This window comes from Xanthomonas indica, assembly GCF_040529045.1.
GTDB classification, from domain to species: Bacteria; Pseudomonadota; Gammaproteobacteria; order Xanthomonadales; family Xanthomonadaceae; genus Xanthomonas_A; species Xanthomonas_A indica.
In genome coordinates this window covers 2,531,293-2,546,196 of sequence record NZ_CP131914.1, presented here as the reverse complement: position 1 = coordinate 2,546,196, position 14,904 = coordinate 2,531,293, and the positions used below count along the sequence as shown (strand labels likewise).

14 protein-coding genes are annotated in these 14,904 nt (G+C 71.0%); 5 read left to right on the top strand and 9 right to left on the bottom strand.

The window, feature by feature from the left end:
• Positions 1-185: 185 nt before the first annotated feature.
• Positions 186-1,316, bottom strand: coding sequence for an RNA polymerase-binding protein DksA (dksA, locus tag Q7W82_RS10990; RefSeq protein WP_242159793.1), 1,131 nt, complete (start codon positions 1,314-1,316; stop codon positions 186-188).
• Positions 1,317-1,430: 114 nt separating this feature from the next.
• Between dksA and yidD the strand changes: the two genes are divergently transcribed.
• Genes yidD through Q7W82_RS10975 form a run of 3 tightly spaced genes read left to right on the top strand, consistent with a single transcriptional unit; the run spans position 1,431 to position 3,900 of the window.
• Positions 1,431-1,703 (top strand): membrane protein insertion efficiency factor YidD, encoded by a 273-nt coding sequence (yidD, locus tag Q7W82_RS10985; protein ID WP_242159792.1) that lies wholly within the window; start codon positions 1,431-1,433, stop codon positions 1,701-1,703.
• Entirely contained in the window at positions 1,703-3,037 is a 1,335-nt protein-coding gene (locus Q7W82_RS10980; protein ID WP_242159791.1) for a dihydroorotase, read from the top strand. The genes yidD and Q7W82_RS10980 overlap by 1 nt, the downstream gene beginning before the upstream one ends.
• Positions 3,037-3,900 (top strand): M23 family metallopeptidase, encoded by an 864-nt coding sequence (locus Q7W82_RS10975; protein ID WP_242159790.1) that lies wholly within the window; start codon positions 3,037-3,039, stop codon positions 3,898-3,900. The genes Q7W82_RS10980 and Q7W82_RS10975 overlap by 1 nt, the downstream gene beginning before the upstream one ends.
• A 513-nt stretch (positions 3,901-4,413) precedes the next feature.
• Here Q7W82_RS10975 and Q7W82_RS10970 read toward each other — a convergent pair.
• On the bottom strand, positions 4,414-5,361 hold the full coding sequence (locus Q7W82_RS10970; protein ID WP_242159789.1) for a hypothetical protein: 948 nt from the start codon (positions 5,359-5,361) through the stop codon (positions 4,414-4,416).
• Positions 5,358-7,040 carry a diguanylate cyclase gene (locus Q7W82_RS10965; protein ID WP_242159788.1) on the bottom strand — a complete coding sequence of 561 codons (1,683 nt, stop codon included), beginning with the start codon at positions 7,038-7,040 and terminating at the stop codon, positions 5,358-5,360. The genes Q7W82_RS10970 and Q7W82_RS10965 overlap by 4 nt, the downstream gene beginning before the upstream one ends.
• A 379-nt stretch (positions 7,041-7,419) precedes the next feature.
• Here Q7W82_RS10965 and Q7W82_RS10960 point away from each other — a divergent pair, with 379 nt between their 5' ends.
• Positions 7,420-8,601 carry a putative acyl-CoA thioester hydrolase gene (locus Q7W82_RS10960; protein ID WP_242159787.1) on the top strand — a complete coding sequence of 394 codons (1,182 nt, stop codon included), beginning with the start codon at positions 7,420-7,422 and terminating at the stop codon, positions 8,599-8,601.
• A gap of 28 nt (positions 8,602-8,629) precedes the next feature.
• Here the strand turns inward: Q7W82_RS10960 and Q7W82_RS10955 are convergent, their stop codons facing one another.
• The 6 genes from Q7W82_RS10955 to efp form a co-directional block, all read right to left on the bottom strand.
• A complete protein-coding gene (locus Q7W82_RS10955; protein ID WP_242159786.1) occupies positions 8,630-9,334 on the bottom strand; it encodes a squalene/phytoene synthase family protein in 705 nt (234 codons plus the stop codon).
• A 193-nt stretch (positions 9,335-9,527) separates the two neighbouring features.
• Positions 9,528-10,235 carry a phosphoglycolate phosphatase gene (locus Q7W82_RS10950; RefSeq protein WP_242159785.1) on the bottom strand — a complete coding sequence of 236 codons (708 nt, stop codon included), beginning with the start codon at positions 10,233-10,235 and terminating at the stop codon, positions 9,528-9,530.
• On the bottom strand, positions 10,225-10,962 hold the full coding sequence (ubiG, locus tag Q7W82_RS10945; protein ID WP_242159784.1) for a bifunctional 2-polyprenyl-6-hydroxyphenol methylase/3-demethylubiquinol 3-O-methyltransferase UbiG: 738 nt from the start codon (positions 10,960-10,962) through the stop codon (positions 10,225-10,227). Before ubiG ends, Q7W82_RS10950 begins: the two co-directional genes overlap by 11 nt.
• Positions 10,963-11,015: 53 nt before the next feature.
• A complete protein-coding gene (locus Q7W82_RS10940) occupies positions 11,016-12,350 on the bottom strand; it encodes a TRZ/ATZ family hydrolase (protein ID WP_242159783.1) in 1,335 nt (444 codons plus the stop codon).
• 25 nt (positions 12,351-12,375) lie between these two features.
• Positions 12,376-13,035: a TMEM175 family protein gene (locus Q7W82_RS10935; protein ID WP_242159782.1), complete on the bottom strand. Its 660-nt coding sequence runs from the start codon at positions 13,033-13,035 to the stop codon at positions 12,376-12,378.
• 126 nt (positions 13,036-13,161) lie between these two features.
• Entirely contained in the window at positions 13,162-13,728 is a 567-nt protein-coding gene (gene efp, locus Q7W82_RS10930) for an elongation factor P (protein ID WP_010343528.1), read from the bottom strand.
• A 99-nt stretch (positions 13,729-13,827) separates the two neighbouring features.
• Between efp and epmB the strand changes: the two genes are divergently transcribed.
• Positions 13,828-14,865 carry an EF-P beta-lysylation protein EpmB gene (gene epmB, locus Q7W82_RS10925; protein ID WP_242159781.1) on the top strand — a complete coding sequence of 346 codons (1,038 nt, stop codon included), beginning with the start codon at positions 13,828-13,830 and terminating at the stop codon, positions 14,863-14,865.
• The last annotated feature ends 39 nt before the right edge of the window (positions 14,866-14,904 follow it).

Sequence of the window (14,904 nt, the reverse complement as noted above, 5' to 3'; positions counted from 1 at the left end):
TGGCAGCAACGGGCCGCGGCTGCGCACCGTGCACCGACGCCGCGAGCAGCGGCTCCCGAGGCGGCATCGCCTCCCAGGCATGTGCCACCCGCGGGCAGGCGCTGCGCCCGGACCGGCTGTGCCCAAAAAACGCAAAGCCCCGCATGCGCGGGGCCTTGCCTTGACACGCTGGAGCTGGTGGGGACTCAGTCGCCCTGCTGCTTCTGCAAGTGCTCCCAACGCTCCTGCGCGTCGATGGTGCGCTCGGCGGTCAGGCGCGCTTCCAGGCGCTCCAGGCCGATCTCTTCGCCGGTGTCCACGCAGTAGCCGTAGTCGCCGGCGTCCAGGCGCTTGAGCGTGCTGTCGATCTTGCCGATCAGCTTGCGGTAGCGGTCGCGGGTCCGCAGTTCCAGCGAGTTCTCGGTCTCGCGGGTCGCGCGCTCGGCCTCGTCGCCGATGTCGCGGACTTCGTCGCGCAGGTTCTCGATGGTCTGCTTGGATTCCTCGACCAGGTCGGCGCGCCAGGTGAGCAGGCGCTGGCGGAAGTACTCCTGCTGCAGCGGGCTCATGTACTCCTCGTCCGCCGCCGGCTTGTAGCCCTTGGGCAGGATCGGACGGCCGGTGGCCTCGTCGGTCTTGTACTCGACCACCTTGTACTTGGCCGGCTTGGCCGGGGTGTTGGACTTGGCGGTCACGGCCACGGCGACCTTGCCGGTGGGCTTGGCGATCGGCGCCTTCGGGGTGGATTCGGACTTGGTGGGGGTCTTCGCGGAGGATTTCGAAACGGACACGGGATTCTTTTGTGGCGGGGTCGACGGCGCGGCGGACTTGGCGGCAACGGGCTTGGGGGCCGGTGCTGCGGCAGGCGCGGCGGGCTTGACCGGGACAGGCTTGGCCGCAGCCGGCTTGGGCGCCGACTTCGGTACGGAGGTGGTCACCGCGGGTGCGACGGGGGCGGTGGCCGGTTTGGATTTGGCGGGGGCGGCCGCGGCCTTGGCCACGGGCTTGGCCGCCGGCGTCTTCGCTGCCGGCTTGGCGGCGGGGGCGGGCTTGGCCGCAACCTTGGCAGGCGCGACCGACTTGGCGGGCGCCTTCTTGGCCGGGGCTTTCTTGGCGGGAGCGGACTTGGCCGGTGCAGCCGCGACCGGCTTGGCCGCCGGCTTCTTGGCCACGGCCTTGCTGGCCGATTTGGCCGGCGCGGACTTGGCCGCCGGCTTCGCGGGCGCGGCTTTCTTCGGCGGTTTGCTGGCGGCGGACACCGGCGCTTTCTTGGCGACGGGCTTGGCGGGCTTCTTGGCGGCCTGGACGGCCTTCTTTGCAGGTTTTTTAGCAGCCACGAACGCTCTTCCTTGGTCTTCCCGGGGCCCGGGAAAGCGGGCCTTTATAGCCTACCCTACCCCCCGCGGCAACAACGCGGCGTATACGCCGAGCGACCCGCCTAGTCGAGCACAGTGGCATATCATGGCAGTGTGATCGCCCGCGCTCTCATCGCCTTGCTGCGCCTGTACCAGCGCTTCATCAGCCCGCTGCTGGGGCCGCGCTGCCGTTTCGTGCCCAGTTGCTCGGCGTACGCGGTGACCGCCATCGCCCGTTTCGGCGCATTGCGTGGCGGCTGGATGGCCGCCCGCCGTGTCGGCCGCTGCCATCCCTTCCATCCTGGCGGGTTCGACCCGGTGCCCGACCCCACGGCGCCGCCACCCTGCCGCTGCCAAGGAAAACACTGATGTCCGCTTCCACATTGATCGTCAACGCGCGCCTGGTCAACGAAGGCCGCGAAACCCACGGCGACCTGCGCATCGCCGACGGCCGCATCGCGGCGATCGCCCCGCAGCTGGCCGCGCGCGACGGCGAGACCGTGGTCGACGCTGCCGGGCGCTGGCTGCTGCCCGGCATGATCGACGACCAGGTGCACTTCCGCGAACCCGGCCTGACCCACAAGGGCGACATCGCCACCGAATCGGCGGCGGCGGTGGCCGGCGGCCTGACCAGCTTCATGGACATGCCCAACACCAACCCGCCAACGCTCGACGCCGCCGCGCTGCAGGCCAAGTACGACGCCGCGCGCGGCCGCGCCTGGGGCAACTATGGCTTCTACCTGGGCGCCAGCAACGACAACCTGGCCGCGATCCAGACCCTGGACCCGAAGACCGCGCCCGGCATCAAGGTGTTCATGGGCGCCTCCACCGGCAACATGCTGGTCGACAACCCGCAGACCCTGGACGCGATCTTCCGCGATGCGCCGACGCCGATCATCACCCACTGCGAAGACACCCCGACCATCGACGCGACCCTGGCCGCGTTCAAGGAAAAGTACGGCGATGCGCTGACCCCGGACATGCACCCGGACATCCGCTCGCGCGAGGCCTGCCTGAAGTCCTCGCAGCTGGCGGTGTCGCTGGCGAAGAAGCACGGCACCCGCCTGCACGTGCTGCACATCTCCACCGCCGACGAGCTGGCGCTGTTCACGCCCGGCCCGATCCAGGGCAAGCGCATCACCGCCGAGACCTGCATCCACTTCCTGCGCTTCGACCGCGCCGACTACGCCACGCTGGGCAACCTGATCAAGTGCAACCCGGCGATCAAGGACGCCAGCGACCGCGAGGCGCTGATCCGCGCGATCGCCGAGGACGTGATCGACGTGCTCGCCACCGACCACGCGCCGCACACCTGGGAAGAGAAGAGCAAGCCGTATGCGCAGGCGCCGTCCGGCCTGCCGCTGGTGCAGTACGCCCTGGTCGCGGCGCTGGAACTGGTCCACGAGGGCCGGCTCAGAGTGGCCCAGGTGGTGCACAAGTTCGCGCACGCGCCGGCGCTGCTGTTCGACGTGCACGAGCGCGGCTTCCTGCGCGAGGGCTACCACGCCGACCTGGTGCTGATCGACGACACCGCCTTCACCGTGCGCCGCGAGGACGTGCTGTCCAAGTGCGGCTGGTCGCCGTTCGAGGGCCGCAGCTTCCGCTCGAAGATCGCCGCGACCTGGGTCAACGGCGTGCTGGCCTGGGACGGGACCCGCCTGGTCGGCAGCCCCAACGGGCAGCGCCTGGCGTTCGACCGCTGATGCGCGGCGCCCTGGTGTCCGGCGCCGCACTGGCGCTGGTGCTGCTGACCGCACCGGTCGCCCCGGTACTGCACGCGCAGACGCCGGCCGCGGCCGCGGCCGCGGCGCGCAGCGTGTTCCCGCACAGCGCCTCGCAGGGCGCGCTGGTGATCGGCAAGGTGGCGCCAGGCAGCCGCGTGCAGTACGCCGGCCGCACCCTGCGGGTCAGCGACTACGGCAGCGTGGTGTTCGGCATCGGCCGCGACGAGCGCGGCCCGCTGCGCATCGCCGTGCAGCGCCCGGACGGCGGCAGCGAAACCATCGAGATCGCGGTGACGCCGCGCGACTGGCCGCTGGAACAGGTCAACGGGGTGCCGCCGAAGACGGTGAACCCGCCGCCGGCGATCGCCGAGCGGATCAAGCGCGAACAGGCCCAGGTCACCGCCGCGCGCGACCGCGACGACCCGCGCACCGATTTCGCCGCGCCCTTCATCTGGCCGGTGCAGGGCCGCATCAGCGGCCGCTTCGGCAACGCCCGGGTCTACAACGGCCAGCCTGGCGCCGGCCATTCGGGCATGGACATCGCCGTGCCCACCGGCACCCCGGTCAAGGCCCCGGCGGCCGGCGTCATCACCTTCGCCGCCCCGGACCTGTACCTGACCGGCGGCACCGTGCTGCTGGATCACGGCTACGGCGTCAGCTCCAACTTCCTGCATCTGTCGCGGATCGACGTGAAGGTCGGCGACCGCATCGCCCAGGGCCAGGTGATCGGCGCGGTGGGCGCCACCGGGCGTGCGACCGGGCCGCATCTGCATTGGGGGATGAATTGGTTCGACGTGCGCATCGACCCGTTGTTGGTGCTGGAGCGCACGAAGCAGCCTTGAAGCGCTTGTGTATCAGGTGCACTGGCGCGCGGCGGCGCGTTCATCAGACGAAATGACGTACAGCAGCGCATGCATTTTGTAGGAGCGGCTTCAGCGGCGACGGGCATTCCCGGGAACGCTCGTCGCGGCTGAAGCCGCTCCTGCAATCGCGGCGATACATCGTGCCGAGCGGCGGCAATGACGCGTTATTCGGGATGTCCCGACGTCGCTCCCACATCGGACGCTGCGCGGCATCCACGTCGCGCAGCGCCTGGAGCGGCGGGTCTCGGCGCAGGAACCCAAGCGGCGGCGGAGAGGTGCGCCGGCGCTTGCTCGAATGGCGGCGCGCGGCACGGGCGGTGTGGTGCGAGGCCGCACCCTCACCCCACCGCCTCTCCCGGTGCGAGAGGGGCTTTCTGCCGTTCCTTCTCCCGTCCGGACCGCGGCCCCCTTTTTTGTGGAGAAGGTGCCCCGCAGTCGGGGATGAAGTGGCGCACGCAGCCTCGCGCAATGCGCTGGCGCGCAGCCTTTCCGCTACGCAGGCGTGACCACCTCCAGCAGCCGCCCCAGCACCACGTGCGACGGGCTGTTGGCCAGGTCCAGCGGCATCACCAGCTTGGGATTGGGATGGGGCAAGGGCGTTCCCGGAGCCTCTTCACCGGCTTCTTGCAGCAGCGTGCCGTTGTCGTCCACCTGGTCGGTGACCGGCGGCAGACCCAGCCCGGCACGCACCGCGTTGGCGCGGCTGAGCAGTTCGTCGTCGGCGACCGTGGTCAGCGCCGAGGCGGCCAGGCTGGCCGGGGCGCCCTCCACCGCTGCCAGGCGCTGCGCCACGTCGGCCAGGGCCTGCTGCCGATGCGGATGCAGCAGTTGCCACACCTCTTCCCACAGCGCCTTCCAGTCCAGGTGCGGGAACGGCATGTGGGTCGGCCCGCTGAGCACGATCTGCGGCGCCAGCCGGCCCGGCGGCGTCACGTCGCATTCGGCCAGCGCGCGGTACACCACCTCGCTGCACACCATGTGCGAAGGATTGTCGCGCACCAGGTAATCCAGCGCCTCGCGCACCACGATCCGCGCCAGCCAATGCTGCGGCCACTTGCCGCGAATGGCGACCAGCAGGCCGAGCGTGGCCAGGCTGTCCAGCGGGTACGGCACGCCCAGCAGCGACTGCGCCTTGACCAGCACGCTGGCGCGGTCGGCGTCGTCCAGCGCCACGCCGGCGTAGCTGAGCGGCCGGTAGGCGTCGATGATGAGGTAGTCGGTGGTGTCGGTCAGCCGCTGCGACAGCGGATAGCGGCGCACGCCGCTGGCCGACGCCTCGATCAGGTCGCCCTGATCGGCGACGATGGCGGCATGGCTGTAGATGCTGTCGCCGCACCAGGCGATCAGTTCGGACACCGGGCCGCAGCCCAGTTGCAGCAGGATGTCGCCGACCTGCAACTGATCGGGAGCGAACGCGGGCAAAGCGGGCTGTGCAGTCATGGCTGAGGCTCCTGGTGGGTGACGCGGTGGGGGGTGGACACGCTGACGCGGTTGCGGCCGGCGGCCTTGCTGGCGTAGAGCGCGGCATCGGCCCGCTGCAACAGCGCCGCGACGCTCTCGCCGCGCTGCCATTGCGCCACGCCGACACTCAGCGTGCATGACAGCGCCTGGCCTTCGCGCGGCAACGGCTGCGCGGCCACGTGCTGGCGGATGTCCTCGGCCACGCGGCGCGCGGCCTCCAGGGTGGCGCCGGGCATCAGCAGCAGCATTTCGTCGCCGCCCTGGCGGCCGAGCGTGTCGGTGCTGCGCAGGCGCGCCCGCGCGCAGGCGGCGACCCAGCGCAGGCAGGCATCGCCGCTGGCGTGGCCATGGATGTCGTTGATGCGCTTGAAATGGTCGATGTCGATGTAGGCCAGCGCCAGCGGCCGTTCGCTGTGCGCGGCCTCCTGCAGCGCGTCGGCCAGACGCTGCTGCAGGGCGGCGCGGGTGAGGATGCCGGTGAGCTCGTCCACCGTCGCCATGCGGCTGGCACGGTCGCGGTCGCGGCGCAGCTCCAGGATCTGCTCGGCCAGGCCGAAGGTCACCAGCAGGCAGGAGATCGCCAGGGCCAGGCTGATGCCGTGCGCCAGCACTGGCGCGGCCAGATCCAGGCGCAGCCAGCCGGTCAGCTCCAGGCAGCGCAGCACGCACAGCATCCACAACGGGGTCCACGAGGCCAGCAGCGGCCAGGCGTAGCGCTGCCCGCGCAAGGCCAGCAGCAGGCAACACGGCAGCAGCAGCGCTGCGCCGACGATCAGCCCGAGGTTGCCGAGCAGGCTCAGCACCGCCGCGTCCGACAGCAGGCAGGCGATGGCGATGACCAGCAAATACAGCGCACACAGCCGCAGCACCCGGTCCAGCCGCGGCAGTTGCCGCTGCATCTCCAGTTGCCGACGCTGGAAGGTGATGATGAAGAAGCCGCCGAGCGCGGCGACGATGCGCATCGGCGTCGGCGAGGACGCGAACACGCTGGCCAGGCCGGGCACCGCGCGCGCCTCGCCGCCGAGGCCGAGCAGGTACAGCAGCACGCACATCACGTTGGCGGTGAAGTAGCCGTAGATCGACTCGCGCAGGCGCGCCCACAACGCGATCGCCAGGATCGCCAGCACCGCGGTCGAGCCGAGGATGAAGGCGCGCCAGCCGACGTAGTGCAGGTCCTCGCGCTGCACCTGCGCCAGCGGCACGATGCCCACCGGCATCGGCATCGCCGCCGGCGCATGCACCCGCAGCCAGATCGAGGCGCCGCGCGGCAGCCCCTGCGGCAAGGCGATCACCAGGGCGCGGGTGGAATAGCGCAGGTCGGCGTCGGCACCGTAGATCGCGCGCCGGATCGGCGCGGCGCTTCCCGGCACCCAGGCCTCGACCCGGGTCAGGTACGGCGACTGCAGCACCAGTTGCGGCTGGCCTTCGCTGCCGATCGCGCGGTCGGCGCGGATGCGCCACCAGGTGGGCTGCTTGCTGCGCTCGTACAGGGTCGCGCCATGGCCGGCATCGGCAAACGCGGCATCGTGGCGCCCCGCCACCACCTCCTGCGCCGGCGGGTCGGCGGCCAGCCGTTGCAACAGCAGTTCCTGCCCCAGCGCCGACCCGACCATCCCCAGGCACAGCAGCAGGCAGCACCAACGGCACAGGCGCTTCAATCGACGGGTTCCAAGTGGGATGGGCGTCGAGCGTAGCGCAAGCCGCGACGACGTTCGTATCCAAATTCACACCGCCATCACACCGAGACGCCGCATCGGCCTACATGCGCAGATCCATGCCGCAGTGCCGCGACGGGCTGGCGATCGACGGCCCGAAAGTGCGGCAACTCCCCTGCTCTCCCGGCGATCTGCGCCGTCGCTCAACGGCGAACGTGATGGAGACGGCACAACCGATCGCTGGCTGCGGCATCGGCCGGACGCGGTAGGCAAAGGCCCCTACCATCGCCGGTCCGCTGACGACGCCGTATCACGTGACCGGATGACACCGGTATCATTCCGAGCGTCGCCGCGGGCCCTTATCCTTGAGCGGAGGCTTTCCATGACCGTATCGCGCTGGTTGCTGCTTTCCTCCACCCTCGCCCTGGCGGCGGGGGTCGTCACCGACGCCCCGGCCCTGACCGGGACCGCGTCGCGCCCGCAACTGACCAGCAGCGAGGCGGCCAACCAGACCGTCGCACGCCACCTGGCCCAGGCCGGCCCGATCGGCGCGCTGGTCACCGACAACTGGGATCCGAGCGCCGGGGTCGCGCTGCTGCAGGCGGACTACGCGGTGGCGGCCGACGGCAGCACCCGCTACCGCACCGTGCAGGCCGCGGTGGACGCCGCAGTCGCCGCCGGCGGCAGCATGCGCCGCTACATCAGCGTGGCGCCGGGCACCTACACCGAACTGGTCTGCGTCCCCGCCACGGCGCCGCCGCTCACCCTGTTCGGCCTCGGCGGCAGCCCGGCCAGCACCACGATCCGCTTCGGCAATGCCAACCCAACGCCCAAGCCCACCGGCAGCGCCACCCACCCCTGCGCCAGCAATGCCGCCAGCAGCACCGTCGGCACCTCCGACAGCGGCACCGTCACCGTACGCGCCGCGCAGTTCCAGGCGCGCAACCTGGCGATCGTCAACAGCTACGTCGAAGGCACCTACAGCGGCAGCAACCAGTCGGCGGTGGCGCTGGCGTTGCGCGGCGACAAGGCGGTGATTGAGAACGTGGTGCTGACCGGCAACCAGGACACCCTGCTGGTCAGCGCCGGCAGCGCCAACACGGTGATCCGCGCCTATTTCAAGGGCGGCACCATCGAGGGCGACACCGACTTCATCTTCGGCTCGGGCGTGGCGGTGTTCGCCGGCAGCACCATCCGCTACACCGCCGCGCGTCGTGGCGCCAACGATGGCGGCGTGATCTTCGCACCCAGCACCCGGCCGGGCAGCAGCTACGGCTTCCTCGCCGTCGGCAGCACCTTCGATGCGGTCGGCACTCCGGGCAGCGGCACGGTATGGCTGGGGCGGGCCTGGGACGAGAGCGTGGGCAGCCTGTCCAACTACGTCGACGGCACCTCACCCAACGGCAAGGTGGTGATCCGCGACTCGGCGCTGGGCGGCCACATCCGCAAGAGCGCGCCGTGGAACGCCTCGACCATCGGCCGGCCGTACTGCAGCAGCGGCTGCAGCACCTCGGCCAATCGCTTCTACGAGTACGCCAACAGCGGCGCCGGCAGCGCGCCCTGAGGCAAGGCGGCGGCGCGGGCTGGCGGACTCAGCCCAGCCCGGCCCACCAGGCGCGCCACAGCGTCGCCATCTGCCCCGGTGGCTTGGGCGCGGTGGCCGCCTGCTGCGCGATGCGCGCACGCGCCAGCGCCGACAGGATGCGTCGCGGCCGCGGCCCGCGCACGCGACGCGGCCACGGCTTCAGTAGCGCCTGTGCCCAGCGCTGGCGCTGCTGCGCTTCATCGCCGCCGCGCAGCGCCAGCGGCGCGGTGGCGGCGCCAGCCTCGGCCAGGCGCTGGGCCAGCACCTGCAGCGCGACCGGCACCGCGGCGCCCTCGGCCGGGCCATCGAACAACACGCGCTCGACCGCGACCACTGCCTGCGCGAACTGCTCCAGCCGCTCCAGCGCATGCGCCGTGTCGGCCGCGGCCGCGCGCGACTGCGGCAGGCTCGGCAAGGCCTCGGCCAGTTGCGTCCACGGCGCGGCCACCGGCTCCAGCACCCGGCCCAGCGGATGCCGCGAACGCTGCCCGGCCCAGCTGCGCAGTTCCTCGCCCCACCAGGCCAGCTTGGCGTCGGCCGGCAGCGGATCGCCGGCGATGTTGAGGATGTCGTCGAATTCCTGCAGCAGGGCGAACCAGGCCACGGTGCGGGCGCGCTGCGGCGCCGGCACGAAGGCCTCGGCCACGGCCCATTCCGGCCAACGGCGGCGCCATTTGTCGAGGAAGGCATCCAGGGCGGACGTACTGCTCATGCGGTCGGTGAATCCGGAGTCAAGCGCGCGCGACGAAGGCATCGCGCAACGGGGAAGTGGGCGCGGTTGTCGCGCAGAACGCGCAGTTTACGTGCGTGGCCGGTGGATGCCGAGCGGTGTCGGCGTGCAGGCGGCGACGCGGCGTTCGCGGCCTCCGCGCGGCGGCGTCGCCAACGCGGCGACAGCCCCTGTCTCAGGAAGCGGCTGCGCTGACCGGCCAGGCCGCAGCGTCGTACAGCTCGGCCGGCGCGGCGACCATCGCATCGGCGCGCCAGGCCAGCGGGTCGTCCTCGTCCAGCCGGTAGCCCCACAGCACCGCGACCGAGGCCATGCCGGCGGCGCGCGCGGCAAGGATGTCGCGTTCGTCGTCGCCGACGTAGACCACCTCATGCGGCGCCACGCCCAGGCGCTGCGCCGCGATCTGCAGCGGCAACGGATGCGGCTTGCGCTCGGGCAGCGTGTCGCCGCCGATCAGCACCGCGCAGCGCTGCTCCCACTGCAGCTGCGGCAGGATCAATCGCGCCAGTGCCTCGGGCTTGTTGGTGACGATGCCCCACACGCTGCCCGCGGCCTCCAGCCGCTGCAGCAACTCGGCGATGCCGTCGAACAACTGCGAATACCGGCCGATCAGCGCCTCGTAGTGGCGCAGGAATACCGGAATCAGCGCATCGCGCTCGGCCGCTGGCAGATCCGGAAACGCGACGCCGAGCATCGCCCGCGAACCCTTGGACACCACGGGCCGCAACTGCGCCAGGGTCAACGCCGCGCGGCCCTGCTCGGCCAGCACCGCATTGGCCGCGGCCAGCAGGTCCGGCGCACTGTCCAGCAGCGTGCCATCCAGATCGAACAGCGCCACCCGCGGAAACCCTCGCCGCGGCAGCGGCGCTTCCCTATTCCCCATTCCCGATTCCCGGCTTTGCAGCACACGCCAGGTAATTGACCTCGGTCCGCGAGGACAACCGCGCGCGGTTGCGCCACGGCTCGTAGGCCAGGCCGCTGACGTCGCGCAGCTGCAGCTCGGCCTGGCGCAACCAGGCAGCCAATTCCGCCGGCTTGATGAAATCCTGATAGCGGTGGGTGCCGGTGGGCAGCAGCCGCGCCACGTACTCGGCACCGACGATGGCCAGGGCAAACGCGGCCGGGGTGCGGTTGAGGGTGGACAGGAACAGCTGTCCGCCCGGCTTGAGCAGGGTCGCGCAGGCGCGCACGATCGCCGCCGGATCGGGCACGTGCTCGAGCATCTCCATGCAGGTGATCGCATCGAAGCTGGCCGGCTGCGCCGCCGCCAGGTCCTCCACCGACTGCACGCGGTAATCCACCTCGACCCCGGATTCGAACTGGTGCAGGCGCGCGACCTTGATCAGTTCCGGCGACAGGTCGATGGCGGTGACCTGCGCGCCCTCCTTGGCCAGCGCCTCGCTGAGCAGGCCGCCGCCGCAGCCCACGTCCAGCACCGTCGCACCGCGCAGCGGCAGGCGCTCGGCGACGTAGCGCAGGCGCACCGGGTTGAGCGCGTGCAGCGGCTTCTGCGGGCCGTCGGCGTCCCACCAGCGGGTGGCCAGGGCGCCGAACTTGTCCAGTTCGGCCTGATCGAAATTGGCGGAGGCGTTGGCGGCGGAAGCGGTCATGGCGGACTCTCGTTTGGGCCGCGCTCGCGGCGCGGCACGGCGAACATAGGGGATCAGGCGTGGACGCTGCGGATACGTTCGCGCCACTGCCGGGCATTGGCGACCAGCGCGTCGACGTCCATGTCCACCAGCACGCGCTGGCTCAGCTTGGGCTGGCCGGCGATCCACACGTCGCTGACCTGCTGCCGGCCGGTGGCGTACACCAGCTGCGACAACACGTTGTGCAGCGGCTGGGTCTCCAGCGCCGACAGGTCCACGCAGATCAGGTCGGCCTGCTTGCCCGGCTCGATCGAGCCGATCGTCTCGCCGAAGCCCAGCGCGCGCGCGCCGCCCAGGGTGGCCGCGCGCAGCGTGCTGGCCGCGTCTAGCGCGGTGGCGTCGTTGGCCACGGCCTTGGCCAGGATCGCCGCGGTGCGGTTCTCGCTGAACATGTCCAGATCGTTGTTGCTGGCGCAGCCGTCGGTGCCGATCGCCAGGTTCACGCCCGCACGCTGCAGTGCGCAGGCCGGGCAGAACCCGGAGGCAAGCTTGAGGTTGGATTCGGGGCAATGCACCACGCTGACCCCGCGCTCGGCGCACAGGTGGATCTCCGCGTCGGTGAGCTGGGTCATGTGCACCGCGATCAGGCGGTCGTTGACCAAGCCCAGCCGGTCCAGCCGCGCCAGCGGGCGCTGCCCGTACTGCTTGAGCGAATCGGCGATTTCCTGCGCGGTCTCGTGGGTGTGCAGGTGCACCGGCACCTCGAGCTGGTCGGACAGCATCCGTACCCGCTCGAAGTTGGCGTCGTTGACCGTGTACGGCGCATGCGGGGCGAAGGCGATGCCGACCAGCGGATCGTCGCGCCACTGGTCGTGCACCTCGCAGGCGCGGGCGAAGTATTCGTCGGAGGTCTTGGCCCAGGCGGTCGGGAAATCGATGATCACCGTGCCGACCCGCGCGCGGAAGCCGTGCTGCTTGTACACGGCGGCCTGCACGTCGGCGAAGAAATAGTTCTCGTTGGCGCAGGTGGTGCCGCCGCGCAGCATCTCGGCGATGGCCAGCGCGGTGCCGTCGGCGACGAATTCCGGGCCGATCACCGCGGTCTCCACCGGCCAGATGTGCTGCTGCAGCCACACCATCAGCGGCAAGTCGTCGGCGATGCCGCGCAGCAGGGTCATCGGGTTGTGCGTGTGCGCGTTGACCAGGCCCGGCAGCAGCGCCGCGTCCGGGCGCGAGACGGTGCGTGCGGGGGCGAAGCGCGTGCGCGCCTCGGCCGTGGGCAGCACCGCCACGATCTCGCTGCCGCGCACCGCCACCGCATGGTCTTCGAGCACCACCGCATGTGGTTCGATCGGGACCACGTAGCCGGCTTCGATCAGCAGGTCGCAGGATTCGGGAATGGAGGTCATCGCAGGGGCTCTAGAAAAGGAAGGATCACGGTGCCGGTGCCGCCTGGGCCTGGCGGATGCGCTGCTGGTACACGCGCATCACCCCCCACTGCAGCAGGAAGATCGCCAGGAAGCCGACGCGGCCCAGCCAGGGCGCGGCCATGCCCACGGGGATGCACAACGCAAACACCACCGGCGACACCGCCGCACGCAGCTTCATCGCCTGCGCCTGCAGCGGGCCCAGCCGCTGCGCCAGGCCTTCCTTGCGCACCGCATAGGCGTGCAGCCAGTACCCGGCCAGGCCGATCGCGGCCAGGTGCGCGCAGTACACCGAGAAGGCCTCGTGACTGCCGAAATAATCCGAATACAGCGCGGTGGAGAACGGCAGCAGGCCGATCAGCAACAGCTGCAGCACGTTGAGCCAGCTCAGCCGGTCGTCGAACTGGCGGATGTGGCGGCACAGCTGCAGGTGCGACTTCCAGAACAGCGCGGTGACCAGGAAGCTGACCGCAAAGCCGATGAACAGCGGCAGCATCCGGTGCAGGGCGGCGAGGATGCCGCCGGCGGCCTCGACCTCGGCATGTCCCGGCACCTTGATTTCCACCGCCAGCAAGGTGATGGCGATGGCGAAGACCGCATCGCTGAAGAACACGACCCGATCGTGCGGGTACTTGCTGTCGGCGCTGTCGGCGTGGCTGGTGGTCACGGGGGTTCCTTGGGAGCGAGGTGGTCCTTCACCGCCGCGCGGCGCTCCGGCGCATGGCGCTGCCTCGCTGCCGCACGCCAGCGCGTGCGCATGCCCGCGGCCGGCGGCGGCCGCGGGCACGTCGCCTTACTTGACGCGCGAGACGTATTCGCCCGAACGCGTATCGACGCGGATCACTTCCTCCTGGCCGACGAACAGCGGCACGCGCACCACCGCGCCGGTCTCCAGGGTCGCCGGCTTGCCGCCGCCGCCGGAGGTATCGCCGCGCACGCCCGGGTCGGTCTCGACGATCTTCAGTTCGACGAAGTTCGGCGGGGTGACCTGGATCGGCGTGCCGTTCCACAGCGTGACCACGCAATCTTCCTCGCCCTTGATCCACTTGGCGGCGTCGCCGACGCCGGCCTTGTCGGCCTGCACCTGCTCGAAGGTTTCCTGCTGCATGAAGTGCCAGTACTCGCCGTCGCTGTACAGGTACTGCATGTCGGTGTCGACCACGTCGGCCGCTTCCACGCTGTCGGTCGCCTTCATGGTCATTTCGACCACGCGCCCGGACTTGATGAAGCGGTACTTGACGCGGGTGAACGCCTGGCCCTTGCCGGGCTTGACGTATTCGGTATCGGTGATGATCGCAGGCTCGCTGTTGACCAGGATCTTCATCCCGTTCTTGACGTCGTTCATGCCGTAGCTGGCCATCTGAAACTCCTCGGGTAAGGCAAACCCGCCGCGTTCGGCGGCCGGCCGGATAGAATGGAAGCTCCGCCGCAACGGCGGGCGCTCGTGTGATGACCGCCTATGATAACCGCAGCCCCCCGCCCGATGCAGCCGTCCCCGCCCCTGCCCACCGCCGCGCCGCCGCGCTGGCAGCAGGCCTGGCGCGACGCCGTGCGCGATCCGCGCGAGCTGCTGGCCCTGCTGGACCTGAATCCGCAGGCGCTGGGCGTCTCCGAACAGGCTGCGACGCAGTTCGCGCTGCGCGTGCCGCGCAGCTTCGTCGCGCGCATGCGCCCGGGCGATCCGCACGACCCCCTGCTGCGCCAGGTCCTGCCGATCGACGACGAGCAGCGCCGGGTCGCCGGCTTCTCGCTGGATGCGGTCGGCGACACGGCGGCCAAGAAAGCCGACGGAGTGATCCACAAGTACCGCGGCCGCGCCCTGCTGGTGGCCACCGGCAGCTGCGCGGTGCACTGCCGCTACTGCTTCCGCCGGCATTTCCCGTATGCCGACGAGACCGCTGCGCGCGACGGCTGGCGCACGGCGGTGGCGGCGATCGCCGCCGATCCCAGCATCGAGGAAGTGATCCTGTCCGGCGGCGATCCGCTGTCGCTGGCCACGCCGAAACTGGCCGAACTGACCGAGGCGCTGGCGACGCTGCCGCAGCTCAAGCGCCTGCGCATCCACAGCCGCCTGCCGGTGGTGCTGCCCGAACGCGTCGACGCGCCGCTGCTGGCCTGGCTGCGTGCGCTGCCGTGGCCGCTGGCGTTCGTGATCCACGCCAACCACGCCAACGAATTCGACGCCGGCGTCGATGCCGCGCTGGCGCGCCTGCGCGAGGCCGGCGCGCAGCTGCTCAACCAGGCGGTGCTGCTGCGCGGAGTCAACGACAGCGTGGAGGCACTGGCCGCGCTGAGCGAGCGCAGCTTCGCCGCCGGCGTGCTGCCCTACTACCTGCACCAGTTGGACCGGGTGCAGGGCGTGGCCCATTTCGAAGTGGACGACGCCACCGCGCTGGCGCTGCACCAGGCGCTGGCCGCGCGCCTGTCCGGCTACCTGGTGCCGAAGCTGGTGCGCGAGATCGCCGGCGACACCGGCAAGCGCCCGCTGCTGCCCTGACCCGCGTGACGACGGTCGCCGCGCGCGCGGCGGCCGCAG

Bases quoted from the DNA above. Each gene is read 5' to 3' on its own strand.
- Q7W82_RS10980 (WP_242159791.1), top strand. From the start codon at position 1,703: ATGTCCGCTTCCACATTGATCGTCAACGCGCGCCTGGTCAACGAAGGC.
- Q7W82_RS10975 (WP_242159790.1), top strand. From the start codon at position 3,037: ATGCGCGGCGCCCTGGTGTCCGGCGCCGCACTGGCGCTGGTGCTGCTG.
- Q7W82_RS10970 (WP_242159789.1), bottom strand. From the start codon at position 5,361: ATGACTGCACAGCCCGCTTTGCCCGCGTTCGCTCCCGATCAGTTGCAG.
- Q7W82_RS10960 (WP_242159787.1), top strand. From the start codon at position 7,420: ATGACCGTATCGCGCTGGTTGCTGCTTTCCTCCACCCTCGCCCTGGCG.
- Q7W82_RS10955 (WP_242159786.1), bottom strand. From the start codon at position 9,334: ATGAGCAGTACGTCCGCCCTGGATGCCTTCCTCGACAAATGGCGCCGC.
- Q7W82_RS10950 (WP_242159785.1), bottom strand. From the start codon at position 10,235: ATGGGGAATAGGGAAGCGCCGCTGCCGCGGCGAGGGTTTCCGCGGGTG.
- ubiG (WP_242159784.1), bottom strand. From the start codon at position 10,962: ATGACCGCTTCCGCCGCCAACGCCTCCGCCAATTTCGATCAGGCCGAA.
- Q7W82_RS10940 (WP_242159783.1), bottom strand. From the start codon at position 12,350: ATGACCTCCATTCCCGAATCCTGCGACCTGCTGATCGAAGCCGGCTAC.
- efp (WP_010343528.1), bottom strand. From the start codon at position 13,728: ATGGCCAGCTACGGCATGAACGACGTCAAGAACGGGATGAAGATCCTG.
- epmB (WP_242159781.1), top strand. From the start codon at position 13,828: ATGATAACCGCAGCCCCCCGCCCGATGCAGCCGTCCCCGCCCCTGCCC.